The organism is Limosilactobacillus mucosae, from assembly GCF_013423865.1.
Lineage (GTDB): Bacteria > Bacillota > Bacilli > Lactobacillales > Lactobacillaceae > Limosilactobacillus > Limosilactobacillus mucosae.
Genome location: NZ_CP058954.1, coordinates 1,163,409 through 1,183,741 on the forward strand (window position 1 = coordinate 1,163,409; position 20,333 = coordinate 1,183,741).

14 protein-coding genes are annotated in these 20,333 nt (G+C 46.6%); 3 read left to right on the plus strand and 11 right to left on the minus strand.

Translation table 11 applies throughout. The features are described from left to right. Positions 1 to 107: 107 nt before the first annotated feature. On the plus strand, positions 108 to 764 hold the full coding sequence (locus tag H0G69_RS05540) for an HD domain-containing protein (protein WP_034539260.1): 657 nt from the start codon (positions 108 to 110) through the stop codon (positions 762 to 764). A 101-nt stretch (positions 765 to 865) separates the two neighbouring features. Here the strand turns inward: H0G69_RS05540 and H0G69_RS05545 are convergent, their stop codons facing one another. From H0G69_RS05545 to H0G69_RS05555, 3 genes are all read right to left on the minus strand, one after another. Continuing rightward, on the minus strand, positions 866 to 1,999 hold the full coding sequence (locus H0G69_RS05545) for a THUMP domain-containing class I SAM-dependent RNA methyltransferase (protein ID WP_180304354.1): 1,134 nt from the start codon (positions 1,997 to 1,999) through the stop codon (positions 866 to 868). A 93-nt stretch (positions 2,000 to 2,092) separates the two neighbouring features. Then, complete coding sequence (locus tag H0G69_RS05550; RefSeq protein WP_180304355.1) at positions 2,093 to 3,268, minus strand: MFS transporter; 1,176 nt, start codon at positions 3,266 to 3,268, stop codon at positions 2,093 to 2,095. A 127-nt stretch (positions 3,269 to 3,395) separates the two neighbouring features. Further along, entirely contained in the window at positions 3,396 to 3,872 is a 477-nt protein-coding gene (locus H0G69_RS05555; protein ID WP_180304356.1) for an NUDIX hydrolase, read from the minus strand. A gap of 205 nt (positions 3,873 to 4,077) precedes the next feature. Here H0G69_RS05555 and H0G69_RS05560 point away from each other — a divergent pair, with 205 nt between their 5' ends. Further along, positions 4,078 to 5,901, plus strand: coding sequence for a collagen-binding domain-containing protein (locus H0G69_RS05560; protein WP_180304357.1), 1,824 nt, complete (start codon positions 4,078 to 4,080; stop codon positions 5,899 to 5,901). 20 nt (positions 5,902 to 5,921) lie between these two features. Continuing rightward, entirely contained in the window at positions 5,922 to 7,415 is a 1,494-nt protein-coding gene (locus H0G69_RS05565) for a glycosyltransferase (RefSeq protein WP_180304358.1), read from the plus strand. An 84-nt stretch (positions 7,416 to 7,499) separates the two neighbouring features. Here the strand turns inward: H0G69_RS05565 and msrA are convergent, their stop codons facing one another. The 8 genes from msrA to glgB form a co-directional block, all read right to left on the minus strand. Continuing rightward, positions 7,500 to 8,021 carry a peptide-methionine (S)-S-oxide reductase MsrA gene (msrA, locus tag H0G69_RS05570; protein WP_033935574.1) on the minus strand — a complete coding sequence of 174 codons (522 nt, stop codon included), beginning with the start codon at positions 8,019 to 8,021 and terminating at the stop codon, positions 7,500 to 7,502. A 35-nt stretch (positions 8,022 to 8,056) separates the two neighbouring features. Continuing rightward, positions 8,057 to 8,908: a MetQ/NlpA family ABC transporter substrate-binding protein gene (locus tag H0G69_RS05575; protein ID WP_180304359.1), complete on the minus strand. Its 852-nt coding sequence runs from the start codon at positions 8,906 to 8,908 to the stop codon at positions 8,057 to 8,059. Positions 8,909 to 10,039: 1,131 nt separating this feature from the next. After that, entirely contained in the window at positions 10,040 to 11,875 is a 1,836-nt protein-coding gene (locus H0G69_RS05580; protein ID WP_180304360.1) for a glycoside hydrolase family 13 protein, read from the minus strand. Positions 11,876 to 11,887: 12 nt separating this feature from the next. Then, positions 11,888 to 14,287 (minus strand): glycogen/starch/alpha-glucan phosphorylase, encoded by a 2,400-nt coding sequence (locus tag H0G69_RS05585; protein WP_180304361.1) that lies wholly within the window; start codon positions 14,285 to 14,287, stop codon positions 11,888 to 11,890. Positions 14,288 to 14,322: 35 nt separating this feature from the next. Beyond that, positions 14,323 to 15,750, minus strand: coding sequence for a glycogen synthase GlgA (gene glgA / locus H0G69_RS05590; protein WP_180304362.1), 1,428 nt, complete (start codon positions 15,748 to 15,750; stop codon positions 14,323 to 14,325). 2 nt (positions 15,751 to 15,752) lie between these two features. Then, a complete protein-coding gene (gene glgD / locus H0G69_RS05595; RefSeq protein WP_240164313.1) occupies positions 15,753 to 16,916 on the minus strand; it encodes a glucose-1-phosphate adenylyltransferase subunit GlgD in 1,164 nt (387 codons plus the stop codon). Continuing rightward, positions 16,906 to 18,051: a glucose-1-phosphate adenylyltransferase gene (locus H0G69_RS05600; protein ID WP_039945028.1), complete on the minus strand. Its 1,146-nt coding sequence runs from the start codon at positions 18,049 to 18,051 to the stop codon at positions 16,906 to 16,908. The genes glgD and H0G69_RS05600 overlap by 11 nt, the downstream gene beginning before the upstream one ends. A 35-nt stretch (positions 18,052 to 18,086) precedes the next feature. Then, positions 18,087 to 20,060 carry a 1,4-alpha-glucan branching protein GlgB gene (glgB, locus tag H0G69_RS05605; protein ID WP_180304363.1) on the minus strand — a complete coding sequence of 658 codons (1,974 nt, stop codon included), beginning with the start codon at positions 20,058 to 20,060 and terminating at the stop codon, positions 18,087 to 18,089. Positions 20,061 to 20,333 lie beyond the last annotated feature (273 nt).

Sequence of the window (20,333 nt, forward strand, 5' to 3'; positions counted from 1 at the left end):
GCGATCTCATTGCCCTAATTTATGGTTTTCTACTTGTCAAACCGCTTAAATTGGCTTACGATCGAGTGGTGACATTTACGACTACAATTATTAAGAGGGAAAGATTTATGGAACAAGCAGCACAATTGGAGGCCATCAAACGCTACACCATCCAAAAACTTGGCAGTGACAGTACTGGACACGGTCTCGACCACATCATGCGCGTCGTACGGATGACCAAAAAACTGATTGAAACCGAAGCTGCCAATGAGTTTATTGCCGTTGCCGCGGCCTATCTGCACGATACGATTGACGAGAAGCTGGTAATCAGCGTAAAAGAAGCCGAGGAAGAATTGGAAGATTTCTTGCGGCGCATTGACCTGACCAATGAGCAGATCCAAGCAATCATGGATATCATTTCCAACATGTCATTTGCCGATACGCTGGGCGATGCACGACCAACCTTATCGCGCGAGGGCCAGATCGTCCAGGATGCTGACTGGCTGGACGGTTTGGGCAGCATCGGCATCACTCGGGCCGTCTATTACGGTGGCAGCCACGGCGAGCGCATCTATGACCCACTGATCAAGCCGCGTGAGCACATGAATCGTGAGGAATACCGCACGGAACGCGATGAGACCGTCATTAATCATTTTTACGAAAAGCTGTTGAAGATCAAAGACATGCTGAATACGGAAACAGCACGCAAAATAGCCGCTCATCGTCAGCAGATCATGGAAGACTTTTTAAACGAGTTTTTCTTGGAATGGGATGCCAAAGCCTAGTTTGCAAACTAAAAGCCAAGCTGCCGGATGCGGTGCTTGGCTTTTTGATTGGGCAAGTAATTTTCCCGTCTCTATTTATCAACAGTCAACTTTTTGATCCGTTACCTTTGCTTCTTGCCCCAGTACTGGAATAGATCCGTTCTTAAGGCACCATTGTAAAGCTTACGGCGTTTAGTGGCTTTTTGGCCATAGTAGGTTTCAAACTCTAAATCGGCCGTCAAGATATACTTGCTCCAAGTCGTCATTGGCCGGTAGATCTCGCCCATTTGCCGATACAGCTCACGCACCGACTCTTGATCGCTTAAACGCTCACCATATGGCGGGTTGGCTACGATGACCCCATTGAGCTTGTCAGTGTGCCAATCCTTGACTGCCAGCTGCTTAAACGTGATGTCATGCGTCAAGCCGGCTGCCTGACAGTTCCGCTGAGCAATATCGATCATATTCTGGTCAATGTCGTAGCCATGAATATCTAATTCGATGTCATAGTCAGCTTTGGCATCAGCTTCATCACGCACGTCATCACTCAGGTTTTCTGGCATCAGATTGATCCAGCGCTCGCATTGAAAGTCGCGATTAATGCCAGGAGCAATATTATGACCAATCAAGGCGGCCTCAATTGGAATCGTTCCCGAACCACAAACGGGATCCACGAATGGATTGTCAGGGAACCAGTGGGCAAGCATCACCAAAGCCGCGGCCATGTTTTCTTTTAATGGCGCGCCCCCCTTGCCCTTGCGATAGCCGCGCTTGAACAGGCTGGGGCCAGTCGTATCAAGCGTCAGCAGTACGTGATCTTTGTTAATGGCAACTTCCAGCGGATAGGTCGCCCCAGTTTCGCTCAGCCGCGTCCGTCGATGATAAACGGTGCTCAAACGGTCAACGATTGCTTTTTTGACGATTGCCTGTACGCTGGGAACGTTATGCAGCTGTGAGCGATGACTCTTGCCCTCAACTGGAAAAGCCGCGTCAATTGGCAGCAGGTCTTCCCATGGCAATGCCTTGGTCTGTTCAAACAGGCTGTCAAAATCAGTCGCGTCAAACTCACCTACGATAATCTTGACCCGATCAGCCGTCCGCAGCCAGAGATTGGCCACCATGATATCACGCAGATCGCCTTTAAAACGCACCCGGCCATTTTCGACCTGCGTTTCATAGCCCAGTGCCCGCAGCTCCTTGCCTACCAAGGCTTCAATCCCGGCTGCCGCAGTAGCTATCAAATGAAATTTTTGCAATATAAAAACTCCTCATGAAAATTTTGCTGACATCATTTTACCATAAACTATCAATCAACGGCTTGCTGGATGAATGTTTCATCAAAGCGTATTCTAGCTTTTGGCCTTCGATCGTTTCAATGCCTTTAGCAAGCTCAGTGAACCCAAAACGCCTATTAGAGCATAACCGCACCCTAGCCAGCCAATCTGTGTCAATTTGATGTACCGAATACCAATCGAGGCCGTCAATGAGCCAATCGTCACCCCAATATTCGTACAGATTGGATTCAATGATGATGCCAGATTCAGTGCCATGGGAAAATCCCGTTCAGCCGTATTCAAAAACATTACCTGCAGCATCGATCCTGGCATTCCCAACACAAAACAAAGCAGGTCAAGATTAAGTAAACCGCTCCAAGAATTATTTACAGTCAATGTAAGCATCAGCAGCAAAACCAAAACCATGCCGCTGACCCAACCAATCTTTTGCGTGCCATAACGCTCAATCAGCTGGCCTGCCGTCAGATTTCCTAAAATAAACATGATGCCAATCAATCCCAGCAACAGACTCAACTGATTAACGGAGAAGCCCAGCTGCTTAACGATTAAAGGACGGATGTACGTATAAAACGCGTATTCGGCAGCCATTAATGCAATCATGACTACGATTCCCCAAACAATTCGCGCATCCTTAAACATACTGAGCTGGCCATTTAAATTTCCAGCCATCTGTTCCGAATAGCGCGGCAATATCTTAGCCAGCAAAAACCAAACCAGCATCGACAAAATCGAGATAACACCAAAGCTTACTCGCCACGAAAAAGCCGCACTGACCATGGTTCCAACCGGCACGCCAATAATCGTGGCAATGCTAAACCCGGCAAAGACGGCCGCCACGGTCATTCCCCGCTTCTCCATTGGCGTAAGCAGACTCACGAACGCTAAAACTAATGAAATAATTGTCCCAGCAACCGCAGCCGTAATCACACGCGAGACAAACAGCCAAAACAAGTTGGGCGCCATTGCCGTTAACGTATTGCCAATACAGAAAATTCCCATCAGCCACATTAAGACATGGTACCGTGGCCAACGATTGGTCCAAGCCGTTAAAACCGGTGTTGTCCCCGCATAAACGATCCCAAATAGTGTAACCAGCAGGCCCAGCAAAGATAATGAGCCATTAAAACTTTGAGCCAGATCAGAAATAATTCCAACAATCATAAATTCATTACAGCCTAATAAAAAAGCTGTTAACACAAAGATACTCGTCTGTAACTTTAGTTTATTCATCAATAATTTCCCCTCTAAATCAAAAATGACCTGCCGACTATGGAAAAACATAGTCAGCAAGCCATTATTTTTTATTTATCTGAAATTTGCTTTCAGGTGACTTATTTGTTAAATTATTTTAGAAACTTCAGCAGCCGGTGTCAAGCACGGATGATGATTGCAGTTCATCCTTGATCGTCTGCCACATCATTGCGTGCTGATGGTTGAAGAACTTAGGCGCCTCATCCAGAGAAAAATAGCGAATCCGCAATGTTTCGGCTGGTTTAAAAGCCGTTTGCCGACTGCCGACTTGCTTAACCAAAAAGAAGGCATTGATTGGCTGAACCCGATCGCCGTTTGGATAGGTGTAGAATTCCTGATCTGAAATCTTCAGCAGTTTAACTGGCTCAATCTCAATTCCGGCATCTTCTTTAAACTCGCGCTTAACCGTGTCCTGAAATGACTCGCCAAATTCCATATAACCGCCCGGAAATCCCCAATCACCAGTATCAGCCCGCTCCTGCAGCAATACCTGTTGCTTTTCGTTAACTAAAGCTCCCGAGGCACTGGTCATGATCAATGGCTGATGGCCGACTTTGGCGCGCAAGTCTTTAATATAGGCCATATTGATCCTTCCTCACATCTTTTTGATCAATTCTAACATCCTCGTTCTATCATTATGTCTATTTATCAACGTTTGTTTTATAAAAAATAAATAATTCATATTGTATTTTTTAAATTCTTCATACATATTGAATATCCATTTTATTAAGAGATATTGATAGAAGCGTAAATTTTTTGATATTTTTTTGTAAAGAAGGTAGACATTTATGAAAAAGCATAGTTTGACCAAGGAATTCAGCGCTGGTATGATTGCAGCATCTCTAGGAATGCTATCAACTGCCAGTCTGTCTCCTAAACAAGTTCATGCAAGCAGCATCACTCCAGTCGTAGCCCAAAAGTCTAATCAATCCAGTTCAACAGCTGTCGATACCATCAGTAACAAGTTGGGATGGATAGGCAATGATGATTACCTTAAGAAACTTGGCATCAATGTCAATGATTTGGATTCTCAGAATTTTCTTAGCATTGCCTCTCTTTTCCATATTTTTGCTAATCAAGCTAGTTTAACTGCAGATACAAACGGCAATTTAGCAGTCAAAATACTAAACAAAGCAAACGACTTTGGTACCCGTGGCGAATCTCCTAATTTAACAAGCGGCGACATTAACTACATTCAACAGTTGGCCCAAAATCTCCCTGGAAATGCCTTTAGAAATACATCCTTTAATCACGTTATTCTTGGCAAGAAAATTAAAGTTGACAAGCAAGCTGACCGGGTTTTGATCAATGACACCACAATTAATAATTTAAAACCGGCCGATGTTCAAAGCGATGTGGATAAACCATTTATTAACTTTGATCAAGTTTTCAATAAGCTAAAGCTAAACTCAAGCACCGCTTCAAATCACTCTGCCAATTCAGAAAATGTGGTCGCCAATTTTACTGACATGAATAATCGATACGTAGATGTCTCAAATGCCAAGGCAGAAAATGGCTACATCTATTTGAATATTCCATTTGAATATCTAAGTGCGCCTCAGCCTCTTACTATCAAAGGTTTATCAAACTCATTGGTTGCACCAACCATCGTAGTAAATGTAACTGATATTCCCAACGACAATCAAAATATCTCAACCCAGATTCAACTAAAATATGAGGATGGCAACATTCTAGCCAATAGTGAATCACATACCAAGCCAAATCATATCGTTTGGAATTTCGGCAATGATAAATTGACACTTAATTTCAATAGTGGCCGTTTTATGGGTAGCATTCTGGCGCCGAACGCAACTGTTAATGCAAATGTAAATATTGATGGCAATATCGTCGCTAATTCCGTCAACATCATCGGTGGCGAGTCTCATCGTTGGGACCTTTGCACTCAGCTAATCCAGCCGACTCAGCCGACTCAACCAACGCAACCAACCCAGCCGACTCAGCCAACCCAACCGACTCAACCAACGCAGCCGACTCAGCCAACCCAGCCGACTCAGCCGACTCAACCAACGCAACCAACTCAACCAACTCAGCCGACTCAACCAACTCAGCCAACCCAACCGACTCAACCAACGCAGCCAACTCAACCGACTCAACCAACGCAGCCGACTCAACCGACCCAGCCGACTCAACCAACGCAACCAACTCAACCAACGCAGCCAACTCAGCCAACGCAACCAACGCAGCCGACCCAACCGACTCAACCAACGCAGCCGACCCAACCAACGCAGCCGACTCAACCAACTCAACCAACTCAACCAACTCAGCCAACCCAACCGACTCAACCAACGCAGCCGACCCAACCAACGCAGCCGACCCAACCAACTCAGCCGACTCAACCAACTCAGCCAACCCAACCAACTCAGCCAACCCAGCCGACTCAGCCAACTCAGCCGACCCAACCGACTCAGCTAGTTAATCTTAGTCTCAATTACCCAGCAACTAAGGCGTCCGATCCTCAAAAGAATCAATCGTTACCAAAGACTGGCAATCAATCTGAACATGAACACTCATTATCAATTTTAGGCTATCTTGCCATCATTTTAAGTGGTTTAATTAGTCTCTTGACTCATCGTAATAAACGCAAAGACTAAAGATTAAAAGAAGTGATTAAATGCATTATTTTATTACATCGCGAATCGATAAGCTCACTTCGGCAATTGAGTTGGCCGAAATTAAAAGACTAAAAATCTTTAAGTCGCTTCAGATTCCGGCTAAAATCATCACGTTGGTCTATTCACGTTATCAACAGCATGTTTGGCGTGAACTAGGTATCGAGCACGATGTTATTAATCCAATTGCCTATTTTCAAAGATTATCTGATCATAAAAATTCAACTGCTGAATTAAGAAAAGAACTGTTAAGTGGCGATCAGTTAGTAATTCAAGAAAATCGTGGCTTTATCAATGACCGACTCCGCATTGAAATCAATATGTATGGCGATGAGATAGATTACGTTACGTATCTTGATCGTTGGGGATTTACTGATCGTCGCGACTTTTACGTCAATAACCAACTCAGCTTTTCTGAATACTTCGATGACAAAGGTAAATTGATAACGCGAACGTATTTCGATTATCAAGGCATTGCTTTTTTAACCTATCATTATCGCGGCGGACCTGGTAACGTGCCAGTGCTCACCTTAATTCAGCTAAGACATTCAAACAGCTGGATTCAATTTGATCAAGAAATCAATTTTTGGGCCTACTTTTTAACTTTAATCGTTAAGCAGGATTCAGCAGCTGTCTTATATTCGGATCGAGAAGACTATGTCGTGCCGATTTTTAAACTGATGAATATATCGGCTAAAAAATTCATCATTCTTCATTCAGCATTTACACAAAATGCTCAAGCAGATGGCGAACCATTTCCCTATATCAAAGAAATTTTTGACCTTGGCAATCAGCTCAGTGGCATTATCGTCTCCACTAGCCATGAAGCAAATGATTTAAAAAAACGCCCTGAGGTAAAAATACCATGCTATGCAATCCCAGTCAGTTTTCTACCTGATTCGCTATTGGAAAAACAAGTTCCCTTTGAAAGCCGGATTCCTGGTCAGTTAATTGCCGTAGCTCGCCTCACTCCAGTCAAGCAACTAGACCAGCTAATCAATGCGGTAATCTTACTTCATCAAAAATTGCCTTTCATTGATTTAAAAATTTATGGCTATGATGACGATTGGCAAAATTATGAGACCTCAACTGCTTTGCATCATCTGGTAAAAAATGCAGATGCTGCCAATTATATTCATTTTTGCGGCTATTTAAAAGATTTAACTCAGGTTTACCAATCTGCCGATATCGAAGTCGTTACCAGCGCTTATGAAGGCTTTTCCATGGCCACTCTAGAAGCTTTGGGGCATGGATGTCCGGTCGTAAGTTATGATATCAACTATGGACCAAATGAGCTGATTAAAAACAACAAGACCGGCAACCTGATCCCTGCTGGTGATACTTGGAGTCTGCAGCGAACTTTATCAAACCTGCTAATCCACCGTGAAATTTTAAAAAGGTATAATCAAAATATATCAAAAACTATGCTCCCCTACTCTCAAACAAGCGTAGCCAAGGATTGGTCAACTTTTATCAGCCAAATTAATGCTGATTAATCAGTAAATGCAATTAAAAAACCCGATTGATTCGCGATTTTTCGCAAACCAGTCGGGTTTTAAGTTACTCTAGATTCTCAAAAATTAGGCGTGCCAGTGTTCCTGTTTGAACTGTTCTCGTCCGCCAGCCTCCTCTTTGGCATAGCGTTCCGGATCTTTCTTGTAGAAATCCTGGTGATAGTCTTCTGCCAGATAAAATGGCTGGGCGTCTTCAATCTTGGTTACGATCGGATCATCGAAAATTCCGCTGTCGGCCAGTTTTTGCCGTGACGCCAATGCGATCTGCCGCTGCTGCTCATCCTTAACGAAAATCACGGGGCGGTAGTTGTCGCCACGATCTTGAAACTGGCCCATGGCATCGGTTGGATCAGTCTGGTGCCAGTAGATCTCAACCAGCTGTTCATAAGAAACCTTGGCGGGATCAAACGTAATGCGGACTGCCTCCGTATGACCGGTCGTCCCCGTCTTGACCTGTTCATAGGTTGGGTTCTCAACGTGCCCGCCCGTATAGCCAGATTCAACCTTTTCAATGCCCGGATAGGTATCGAATGGCTCAACCATGCACCAGAAGCATCCTCCTGCGAAAATTGCCGTTTCAAAACTCATCTTAACTGCCCCTTTCGTTTAATCGTCACTAACTATTACTTCGTGCCATAGATATCCCAAGCAGCTTTTTGGGCACCCTTGTAAGTCTTTTGGATTGCCTTTTTGGTTTCTTCAGTCTGGTAAGCCTTTACGACCTTCTTGTAGACTGGGTTATCCTTGTCCTTTTCCTGTACGGCAATGATGTTTACGTATGGCTTAGCCTTTTTGTTGATTGGTTCCATGTAAAGCGAATCCTTGCCTGGCTTAAGCTTAGCAGCCACCGCGTAGTTACCGTTGATTACAGATGCATCGACAGAGCTTAAGGCCCGGGCTGCCGTTGCTGGATCAACTTCTTTAAATTTCAGATTCTTAGGGTTGCTGGTAATGTCGTTTAATGATGGCTTGATGCCGCTGCTCTTCTTAACCTTGATCAGCCCTGCCGACTGCAGCATGTTCAGTCCGCGGCCCAAAGTCGTTGGTTCGTTTGGAATCGCAATCGTAGCTCCGTCCGGCAGATCTTTAAGTGAGCTGTATTTCTTGGAGTACAGTCCCAATGGCGAGATCACCGTATTACCAATGCTTACCAGATGCGCGTTTTGTGACTTGTTGTAAGATTCAAAGTAGTACTTGGTCAAGCAGGAGTGCATGTCAATCTTGCCATCCTTCAAGGCCTTGTCTGGCTGAACGTAATCATCAAAGACCACATATTCAATATTGATCCCCTGCTTTTTGAGCCGCGCCTTGACGTTATTCCAAACCGGCTGCGAGTCAGTCCCGACCAACCCTAATCGCACCGTGGTCGTCTTTGGCTTGGCCGTCCGTTTATAGATTAGGCCAATCGCTCCTGCTGCAACGATTAATAAGGCAACGATGGCAATAATCCAGTTTCGACGTCGCTTTCTTCTCATAAGATCCTCCTCAGTGCTGTTGAAAATTAAAAAACGCCCCTAAAAAACGGCTCTTCAGCCATTTTTCAGGGACGTCTGACAGTCATGATCAGCGTGTTACCACCCATCTTCAAGAACGCATTGCAGCATTCTCCTCAGCAAGTTCTCGATTATTCGAAAACCCCAACTTTGATAACGGCATCGCCCCGTGCTGCGCTCACCAAAGGCTCACGCAGCAAACCGCTCCAAGACCATCTTCACCAACTTTGACCGATCGCTTTCCACCATTAACGACTCTCTAAGCGGTCTTCATTGGATACTCATCTTTTCTCAGCACTTTTTAATTTATTTTTCATAAAGTATCTTAACTGAATCGACGACGACTGTCAACAAGAATCTCAAAAAATTTTAATCTGCTCAGCAAAAACCTTCATCAGCACTCGGAAAGCGGCAGTACCACGCAGTCAAATTTACCAGTAATTACCGGCTCAGCTTGACATCACTAACTTTAGGCCAGTTGACATCCTTAGTTTCCAAAAACCGATCACTAATTAGGAATTAATGATTTTAAAACACTGACTATGTGAAGAAAATTGAACGTTGACCAGCTGACATTCTCAAATTACCTACTATTCCTCAATTTTTAGCTGGATGTAGGTAAGTGCATACTCGTCCTGCTTAACTTTACCTACTTGCGGCAGCTTTTTTCCGAATCGTAGGTAAAATTGGATATTTTGAAGTTGATTGGGCCAGACCAACTTTGTGAATTACCTACTATTTATGGATTTTCGATTAATAGTAGGTAATGTTAGGGATACCTAACTCGATATACATTGATTTTTACCTACTTATACAGCGTTTTTTAAGAAAAGTAGGTAATGATAAATTTCTCATATGTTATTATGCAGAATTTTTTGCATAATACGTGCCGATGACGTTTGACGGCAACTCTTCCTCCCAGTAATTGGTCGCATCCGCAAGCTGTTGTCATTGCCAAATCAACATTATGATTGCATCGCCGTCCCCTCACCGAGATTCGTTAAAAGCCTTTAGTCGCCCCGGATCTGTCCCTCTCCCCAGCTCCCCTGCAGTTCTGCTTTGACTGCAACTAAAAAACACCGCCGCAAAACTGCAGCGATGCTTTAATGCTTATTAGCTGTCTTCATCGGCCATCACCGAGATCACGTTCAGCTCAGTGAATCTGGTGGTAAATGGCGCCATTCGCAGCCCAGCCACTCGTTTTTCAATAGCCTGCTGCAGACTGGCTGGAACATGCATGAACTGCAGATCCCGCACCAGCGCGTACTGATTTTCTCGATTAACCAGCAGCAGAGTCGCGCTGTCTTCGGTGTAGCGAATCAAGCCCAAAACCTCATTGCCGGCAACCATGACTCCAGTCTGCCCTTCTTTAAGCGCTTCGCATTCTTGGCGGATATCCGACCAGTAGTGTACCGTTTTTTGCAATTCGGTATTTTCATGCCCCCATGGAAAATAGCGGCGATTATCGGGATCCTTGCCACCTTCCACGCCAGCTTCATCCCCGTAATAGACGCAGGGGATTCCCGGCAGGTTAAATAGTAGGGCAAACGCGATCTTTACCATTGGCACACTTTGATTCAAAACGGTCAGGATGCGCTCGGTATCATGCGTTCCCAGGTTATTCAGACAATCAAGCAGGAAATTGCGCGGATAGTTTTCCACCAACGTTAACAAATCTTCGCCAACTTTGGTCAATTCCTCATGACGATGCAAAAGACTGATCACCCACTGCCGTAATGGGTAGTTCATTGTACCGTACAGATTGTCGCCACTGACATAGGGACGTCGATGACCATAGCTGATTTTATTAGATGCGTCTTCCCAGACTTCGCCAATCAGAATGCGATCATCATAGCGGTCCAGATTATGACGAATGGCCCGCAGAAAATCATCCGGCAGCTCATCGGCCACGTCCAGCCGCCAGCCATCAATTCCCAGATCATTCCATTTCGTCAAGACACTGCCCCGCTCACCATAGATGAACTGCTGATAGCTGGGATTGTCCTTATTGACCGTTGGCAGATCATCAACTCCCCACCAGCAGTCATATTGATCCGGGTAATGCTTAAAATTGAACCATTCATAATAAGAGCTGTTTTTGTCATTAGCCGCACCGGTCTGCTCGCCGTAGAGATGACCAGCGTTGAAATAGCGACTGTTTTTGCCTACGTGATTGAAGACGCCATCCAAGATCAGATGCATATCGTTTTCATGCAGCATCGTGATTAAAGTCTTAAAGTCTTCTTCAGTTCCCAGCATTGGATCGATCTTTAAGTAATCATTGGTATCGTAGCGATGATTGCTGGAGGCTTCAAATATCGGGTTCAGATAAAGTGCCGTCACGCCCAAGCGCTTAAGATAGGGAAGTTTGGCAATGATGCCACGCAGGTTGCCGCCGTAAAAGTCCCAGCGTGCAATCTTATGGTTCTCATCATAGATATACATTGGTCGATCAGCAGTGGTTGCATATAAAAACGTATTTGGCTTCTTGCCATCAATCTCACCATGCGGATTGCCATTTGCAAAGCGATCCGGAAAAATCTGATAAAAAACCGCATTGCGATACCATTCCGGCCGCGGCACCTGTCGATCGTAACAGGTCAGCTGAAACGGCTCAACCTTGCTGATGTCCGTAGTCTCTTTCCCCGTACCGCCATGCAGATGCCCCAAGTAGAGCGCGGTATCGTTTTCGCGACGCACCCGGAAATAGTAGTGATACAAGCCGGAAGTCGTGATCTTGATCTCGCCGGTATACCTGCCGGGCTCATTTTCATCTTGAGTCAGCGGATAAAAAACCGTATTCTCATCCAGCTTGGTAACACCGACCGCGACCTGCGTAACGCTCTGGCAATCAACCTTAACGCTGAATTGAACGTTGTTGCCCGCCTGCAGTGCTCCAAAAGGCCGTTTAAACTCCAGCTGCCAGGCATTGTAATGGATCTGCCCCAAAGCAGTCCCCCCTTACTTGTTTGGCGTCAGTTTCCAGACATCGTCAACGTAGCGATCAATCGTCAAGTCAGATGAGAAGTGACCGGCATTGGCAGTATTGATCAGACTCATCTGGGCCCAGTGCTTAGGGTTGCGGTAGGCCTGATCAACCTTATCCTGCGCCTTGAGGTAGGATTCAAAGTCGCGCAGCACAAAGAACTGATCGCCGTTATACTGAACCAGCGAATCAAAAATCTCGCGGCCTTCCATGCTGATATTTGGAATCGTGCCATCAACAAAGGCATCCACGACACGATGAATAACCGGGTCGTTTTCATAGTACTCGCTGGCGTGATATGAATTATCGGCGTAGTATCGGTAGACTTCCTTGGATGAGAGACCAAACGTAAAGATGTTGTCATCACCAACATAGTCATGAATCTCAATGTTGGCGCCATCCATCGTAGCCACCGTCAACGCACCATTGGCCATGAGCTTCATGTTGCTGGTTCCCGATGCTTCCTTTGAGGCCAGTGAGATCTGCTCAGAAACATCGGCAGCCGGGATAATCCGATCGGCTAATGATACGTTGTAGTTTTCCAAGAAGACGACCTTAAGCTTATCATGGATGTCAGGATCGTTGTTGACCAGGTTGGCAACCTCATTGATGCACTTGATCACGGCCTTAGCGTATTGATAGCTTGGTGCTGCCTTGGCGCCAAAGATGAAGACGCGTGGGTAGATGTCGGCATTTGGATTGGCCTTTAAATCTTGATAAAGCTTGACGATCCGCAGCAGGTTCAGCAATTGGCGCTTGTAGGCATGCAGCCGCTTGATCTGAACGTCAAAGATAGCTTTTGATGAAACCTCGATCCCCGTCTGCTGCTTGATAAACTTGGCCAGATCGCGCTTGTTGGCCTGCTTGGCGGCAATCAGCTGATCCAAGACCTTGTTGTTGCTCCGGTACTTCAGCAGCTTTTCCAATTCAAGCGGGTTCTTGCGCCAGCCAGAGCCGATTTCCTGATCCAAAATGGCAGCCAGCCGCGGATTGTCGATCGCCATCCAGCGACGCAACGTTACCCCATTAGTCTTATTGTTGAAGCGTTCGGGATAAAGCCGATAGAAATCATGCAGCACTTCTTTTTTCAGCAGCTCGGTATGCAGCTTGGCAACCCCGTTGATGCTGTGTGAGCCAATGATTGCCAGGTGTGCCATGTGAACCTGGTTATTGGCGATGATGCGCGTGCGGTTAATGAAGTTTTGATCATATTTGCCTTCCAAAGACAGCACGAAACGCCGATCGATTTCTTGAATGATCTGCAGAATCCGCGGTACTTCCTGCTGCATCATGTTAATGTCCCAGCGTTCCATCGCCTCAGCCATAATCGTATGGTTGGTGTAGCTCATAACGTTGACCGTAACTTGCCAGGCATCCTCCCAGCCCAGACCATGCTCATCCATCAAAAGCCGCATCAATTCGGCGATTGCCATGGATGGATGCGTATCATTGATGTGAACGGCAACGTATTGATCAAGCTTGGTCAAAGGCTGATCGTATTTTTCCAGATAGTGATTGAGAATGCTTTGCAGGCCAGCCGAAACGAAGAAGTATTCTTGACGGATCCGCATGCGCCGGCCATCTTCCGTTGAATCGTCAGGATAGAGCACGCTGGTCAGATCCTCAACCCGCCGCAGATCGTCAATCGTCCGATACTTGCTTTCCTCATCTTCAGGAATCTCTGCATCCCAAAGCCGCAGCGTATTGACCACGCCATTCTCATAGCCGACCATCCCAGTATCGTATGGCACGGCCTTAACCAGCTGCGAACCTTCGTATACCGGCTTCAGCTGACCATTTTTTGGCTGCAGGTAGACCTGACCGCCAAACCGAACCAGCACGGAATGCGTTTCCCGGCGTTCTTCCCAGACATTGCCTTCGTTCAGCCAGTTGTTTGGCAGTTCAACTTGATAGCCATCAATGAACTTCTGCTTAAACAAGCCGTACTTGTAGCGAATCCCGTTCCCATTGCCGGCATAGCCATCACTGGCCAGTGCATCCATAAACGATGAGGCCAAGCGTCCCAGGCCACCATTGCCAAGCGCCATGTCGTTTTCCTGTTCCACGACCTTTTCAAAATCAACGCCCAGTTCCTTCATGCCATCCTTGACGATCTCCAGCCAGCCCATATTGAACAGATTGCTTTGCAGCATGCGGCCTGGCAGAAATTCAATCGAGAAATAGTACAGCTGCTTTTTGTGCTGCTGATCATAGCTGCGCCAGGTGTGATGCCAGTTTTGGTTGTAGGCTGACTTGACCATGCCTGCCAAGACCTTGTACATGTCAAAATAGGAGGCCTCATCAATATCCAAGGCCAGATCGTCTTTTAAACGCCGCTTAAAATCCTGCTTAAACTGTGATTTTGTTAAACTCAAATTTCTATCCCCTCTCAGTTTTTCGCAATCAAAAACTAAAACAGTGACTTATACATATCCAAATAGGCCTGGCTCTGCTTGTCCCAGCTAAAGTCCTTAGCCATCGCGTTTTGCATCAGATGACGCCAGATTTTCGGCTGTTGATAGGTTGCCATGGCTTCTTTAATGGTCTCCATCATGTAAAAGCCGCTAAACTGCTCAAAGCCAAAGCCCGTACCAGTATTGGTGATCGGATTATATGGCTCGACACTGTCTTTTAGTCCCCCGATTTGGTGAACGATTGGCAGCGTGCCATAGCGCATTGAAATCATCTGCGAAAGTCCGCATGGCTCAAAACCAGATGGCATCAAGAACATATCGGCTCCTGCGTAGATGCGCTGGGCCAGACCAACATCAAACTCAATCTTGGCGCCAAACTTATCATGATGAACGCCGTTGAACCAGCGGAAGTCGTGTTCAAAATTGGCATAGCCCGTTCCCAGCAGCACGACTTGCACATCAAATTTCATCAGATTTTCCATTTCATTGACGACCAGCTGAAAACCCTTTTGATAGGTCAGGCGGCTGACTATCCCGATCAATGGAACGTCTGGACGCTGCGGCAGACCAAACTCTTTTTGCAGGTCTGCCTTATCCTTGGCCTTGCCTTTTAGATCCTTAATTGAGTAATTGGCAGCCAGATTATGGTCGGTTACCGGGTTATTGACGTCATAGTCGATCCCATTTAGAATGCCGCACAGCTTAAAGTTTTCCATGCGCAGCACCTCATCCAGATGGCAGCCGAATTCAGGCGTCTGAATCTCGGCCGCATAGCTTGGACTGACCGTGTTGACCCGATCAGCATACAGGATCCCGGCCTTCATAAAGTTAACGGCCGTGCCATAGCGAACCGTGCCATCGTCATAGCGTTCCGGCGACATGCCAAACAGTTCGGTCATGACTTCGCGGCCATATTCACCCTGGAATTCCAGATTATGAATCGTCAAAACCGTCTTGATGTGATGATATGGTCCAACCCAGCCATATTTTTCCTTAAGCAGAAACGGCATAAACGCGGTATGGTAGTCGTTGCAGTTCAAAACATCCGGCACCCAATTGTAGCGGCCCATTAATTCACAGGCTGCCTGCTGAAACCAGGCAAACCGCTCACCATCGTCATAGTAGCCGTAAAGCTTAGGCCGATCAAAATAGTAGCGGTTGTCCAAAAACATGTAGCGCACGCCGTCTTGATAAAGCGTCTCAACGCCACAGTACTCGGTTCGCCAACCGACTTTGACCTCAAATGAGCCCCAGCTTTCCATTTTTTCTTGAAACTTGCCTGGCATCCAGCGCCACAGCGGCAAAACCACCCGCACCTCATGACCTTTTTTAGCAAGGGCTTTAGGCAGCGCGCCGACCACGTCACCCAGACCACCGCTCTTAAAGAACGGGGCACATTCCGCGGCTGCAAACATAATTTTCATGATTAATTCGCCTCTTCTTCCGTACTGCTCAAATTAGCCTCAACTCGGGTATCTTTGGGCACTACCAAAATGTTGTCAGGGGTCCCGACGATTTTGACGCCCGGTTTGACGACCACGTTTTTATCAAGAATTGCCCAGTGAACCTCGGCATCATGACCGATTCTTGCATTTGGCATCACGATCGAGTTGGTTACGACAGCCTTTGGATCAACGACTGAGCGCCGCGAGATCAAGCTGTCGGTAACCGTACCGTAAATATCGCAGCCGGTTGCCAGATGACTGTTCTTAACCTTGGCGTGCCTGTCGTAGTAGGTGGCAACCTCATTGCGCGTCCGGGTGATGATGCGCTGATTGGTGTAGAGTAGCTCGTTCATTTTGTTGGAATCAAGCATGTCGCGATTGGCTTGATAGTAACTCGTCAGATCATAAATGTTCCGCAGATAGCCAACGTATTCATAACCGCCCGCCAACCCCGGCTTAGGCAGTTGCGCTTTTAAAAAGTCATCCAGCTGAGCCGGCGCATCCAGCTGCTGACCCTTGCGCAGGGCATCGATCAGCCAACGCGTATCAGCAATGTAGACGTTCATCGACAGGTTGAAGATTCCTGTTTGATCAGACAGCTTGGCAAACTCATCGCAGGTAATCACGTTGCCCAGGCTGTCAAAACTCAAGATGTTGTCGTAAGCGGCAATTTCATCGGCATCGGTTCGACTGTAGATTACCGTCAGCGGTTTATCGGTCTGCTTGTGAATCTTTAAAGCTGCCCGCAGATTGAGATTGCAAAGCATCCGCGTCCCCATGATGACCGTATAGGCGGTGTGCGATTTTTCCAAAAACTCAATCGTGTTGTTGAAATATTTTTCGCCAGCGGCCTTTTTGTTTTCACTGTCCTGGAAATAGTTGACGTATTGATAGGAGCCAATCGCATCCAGTCCCCATTCACGACCGCCACCCAGGTGATCAAAGACGGACCGCACCTTGTCTTCGTCTTCAATCAGCTGAACGTTACGGATCCCGGCATTGACGACACTGGACAGCTCAAAGTCGATCAAGCGGTACTTGCAGTCAAAAAACAGCGTTCCCAGTGGTCGTTCGTTGGTTAATGGCTTTAAGGCATCATCATTGAGCTCGTCGACAATGATTGCACACATTTGATTATTCTTCATTTGAGGTTCCCCCTAACGTTTCGCCATTGCCGACTACCGCAATGTCATCATCTCCGCCATCGATCGTTACGCCATCGCCAATTACGGCATTCTCGCCAATAATCGCCCGCCGAATCGTAACGTCACGACCAATGCTGGCACCTGGCATGATCATACTGTCGATCACCTGACTGCCTTCTTTGACCCGAACATTGGCTGACAGAATACTGTGCTGAATCTTACCAGCCACGTAGCAGCCATCAACGATCATCGACTGTGAAACTTCCGCCGTATCAGTCAGCATCTGTGGTGGCGCCAGTGGACTGCGGGAATTGATCCGCCAGCTACGATCCTGCATGTTAAGGCCGTTGTTTGGTTCTAGAAATTCCATGTTGGCCTGCCAAAGCGACATAATCGTCCCAACATCCCGCCAGTAGCCCGAGAAGCGGTAGGCATAGACCGGCTCGCCGCTGTCCAGATAGTATGGAATCACGTTCTTGCCAAAATCGAGCATATTGTCGTTTTTGGTAAAGTTGTTGACCAAGACCTCACGAAGCCGGGCCCAGTTAAAGATGTAGATTCCCATTGAGGCGTGGTTGCTCTTTGGCTCAGCCGGCTTTTCCACAAACTCGGTAATCCGATCATGCTCATCAGTGTTCATGATGCCAAACCGCGAAGCATCTTCCCACGGCACGTCGATTACGGCTACCGTCAAAGAGGCACCATTGTCAATATGCTGCTGCAGCATGTCGCTGTAGTCCATCTTATAGATGTGGTCACCGGACAAGACCAGCAGATACTTTGGATTGATACTGTCGATATAGTCGATGTTTTGATAGATGGCATGCGCCGTTCCTGCAAACCACTTGCTGCCATCTGGACTGGAGTATGGCTGCAGGATCGTCACGCCAGAGTCCAAACGATCCAATCCCCAGCTGGCCCCATTACCAATGTGCCGATCCAAAACCAGGGGCTGATACTGCGTGATTACGCCAATATTGCGAATGCCTGAATTGACACAGTTGCTCATCGTAAAGTCAATAATTCGATAGCGGCCGCCAAATGGTACGGCAGGCTTGGCTTGATTCTGCGTCAGCTTGCCCAGACGAGTTCCCTTACCGCCGGCCAATACAATCCCTAACATTTCATCATTCATAATCATGGATGGTGGGCTCCATCCAACACCCCTTTCTATTTGCTCCCCGCTTGCTGCTGTTGTTTGTTGGTTGGCTTAACTTGCTTTCTTGGTCGTGGCTGTGGCTTGCGACGCGCGATCTTGACATCTTTGCCAGGTTTCAGAATCAAGGCCCCCAATGCCGGTACCGTGGTTTCAATCGTATACTCATATTCCTTAAATGAATCCGACTTGGTATGACAGGCAGGATTATTTCGAGTCCAGGTGCCGCCAAACTCCTTCATTTCAGTATTGAGAATCTCATGATAGGTACCCGCGTAAGGAACGCCGATCTTAAAGCCGCGTCTTTCAACCGGCGTGTAGTTCAGAATCACGATCAAAAAATCACGCTTGCGCTTACCATGCCGAATATAGCTCAAGACCGTCTGATCCTTATTATCGGCATCAATGATCTCTAAACCGCTGTCTTTAGTATCCAGTTCCCAAAGCGATGGGTTGTCATGATACAGGCCGTTTAAAACCGCGGTAAAGTGCTGCATCGACTGGTTCAACGGGTCTTTTAGATCAACCCATTCCAGTGGCGCATCATATTTCCATTCGAGATACTGGCCAAACTCGCCGCCCATAAACAGCAGCTTCTTGCCTGGATGCGTCATCTGCCAGACATACAGATTCCGCAGCTGGGCAAACTGCTTATAGCGATCGCCCCACATCTTGTTCATCAGACTGCGCTTGCCATGAACCACCTCATCATGCGACAGCGGCAGGATAAAGTTTTCTGCCAAGCGATACATAAATGAGAAGGTCAGCTTGTGGAAGTCAAAGCTGCGATAGATTGGATCCTCGCTGTAAAAGTCCAGCGTATCGTTCATCCAACCCATGTTCCACTTGTAGTCAAAGCCCAACGCACCATCCTCGATTCGACCGGAAACCTGCACGCCAGCTGAGCTTTCCTCCGCGATCCATAACGACTCGGGATGCTCAAGCTTGATGGCTTTGGTTGCCTTATGCAAAAAATCATAGCCTTCCAGGTTGCGCGTGTCGCCATACTTATTCGGCTTCCAAGGACCGAAATCGTAGTCAAGGTAGATGATGCTGGAAATTGCATCAGCCCGAATCCCATCAACATGATAGGCGTTCAGCCAAAACAGCGCGCTGGAGATCAAAAATGACTGTACCTGTGGTTTGCCCAGATCAAAGTTCAAGGCCCCCCAGCCGATGTTTTTAGCCCGATCGGCATCCTCATATTCAAACGTCGCCGTGCCATCGTAATAAGCCAGCGCGTCATCATTGATATTAAAATGACCAGGCACCCAATCAACGATTACGCCAATGTTGGCTTGATGACAGCTCTCGACAAATTCTTGAAACTGTTCGGGAGTGCCATAGCTGGAGCAAAGCGCATAAAAGCCAATAATTTGATAGCCCCAGGATGCCGGCAGCGGATGTTCCATCAACGGCATAAACTCAACGTGACTGTAATGCATCTTTTTTAAATAAGGAATCAGTTCGCGCGTTAGATCACTAAAATCATAGGGAGTACCGTCTTCATGAAAGCGCCATGAGCCAGCGTGCACCTCATAAATATTAAGCGGACGATTAAAATGATGCTCGCGTTTTTGCCGCCCCCGCCATAAGCCGTCTTTCCATTTTCGGTTGGGAAAATCAATGATGCGGGCCGCCACGCCAGGTCGCTGTTCAAAACAGACCGCGAATGGATCAATCTTCATGATTTCGCGGCCGGTACTCTGCTTGATATTAAACTTATAAAGCTGGCCGGCCTGTGCCTGGTCAGTAAAAATACTCCAGACGCCATATTGATCCTTTTGCATCGGCAGCGAATGCTCATCCCACTGATTGAAGTCACCGACCAGCCAAACCTGCTGAGCATGCGGTGCCCAGACCCGAAAAACGAATCCCTCACCTTCCGCACGCTTTTCGCGATGAACGCCTAAAACATCTTGGGCACGATAATTAGAGCCATCGACAAAGGCCTGCAGCGAGGCTGACAAATCTTTTTCACTCAGCATTTGATCACCCCTTTACAAAATCGAATGTAAATTTCATGCATAAAAATAGCTAATTATTAGCTAAAAGCAACTTTTATTAATTATTAGAAAATAATTAATAAAATCAGCCAACTATCTTTTCTAAAAGAAATTTCGTTTACTGCTTTTAACTATCTAAAGTATAAAACGATTCCATACTTTCAACAACACGAACTTAGTTAAATATGTAATATATTATTAGTAATTTAATACAGATTTGACGAATTGTTTCAAAAAAGTGTTTTTTCTCAATTT

What these genes read in the sequence shown, in the direction of transcription:
- H0G69_RS05565 (WP_180304358.1), top strand. Translation starts at nt 5,922, where the DNA reads ATGCATTATTTTATTACATCGCGAATCGATAAGCTCACTTCGGCAATT.
- msrA (WP_033935574.1), bottom strand. Translation starts at nt 8,021, where the DNA reads ATGAGTTTTGAAACGGCAATTTTCGCAGGAGGATGCTTCTGGTGCATG.
- H0G69_RS05560 (WP_180304357.1), top strand. Translation starts at nt 4,078, where the DNA reads ATGAAAAAGCATAGTTTGACCAAGGAATTCAGCGCTGGTATGATTGCA.
- glgA (WP_180304362.1), bottom strand. Translation starts at nt 15,750, where the DNA reads ATGAAAATTATGTTTGCAGCCGCGGAATGTGCCCCGTTCTTTAAGAGC.
- H0G69_RS05555 (WP_180304356.1), bottom strand. Translation starts at nt 3,872, where the DNA reads ATGGCCTATATTAAAGACTTGCGCGCCAAAGTCGGCCATCAGCCATTG.
- H0G69_RS05600 (WP_039945028.1), bottom strand. Translation starts at nt 18,051, where the DNA reads ATGAATGATGAAATGTTAGGGATTGTATTGGCCGGCGGTAAGGGAACT.
- H0G69_RS05550 (WP_180304355.1), bottom strand. Translation starts at nt 3,268, where the DNA reads ATGAATAAACTAAAGTTACAGACGAGTATCTTTGTGTTAACAGCTTTT.
- H0G69_RS05575 (WP_180304359.1), bottom strand. Translation starts at nt 8,908, where the DNA reads ATGAGAAGAAAGCGACGTCGAAACTGGATTATTGCCATCGTTGCCTTA.
- glgB (WP_180304363.1), bottom strand. Translation starts at nt 20,060, where the DNA reads ATGCTGAGTGAAAAAGATTTGTCAGCCTCGCTGCAGGCCTTTGTCGAT.
- glgD (WP_240164313.1), bottom strand. Translation starts at nt 16,916, where the DNA reads ATGAAGAATAATCAAATGTGTGCAATCATTGTCGACGAGCTCAATGAT.
- H0G69_RS05540 (WP_034539260.1), top strand. Translation starts at nt 108, where the DNA reads ATGGAACAAGCAGCACAATTGGAGGCCATCAAACGCTACACCATCCAA.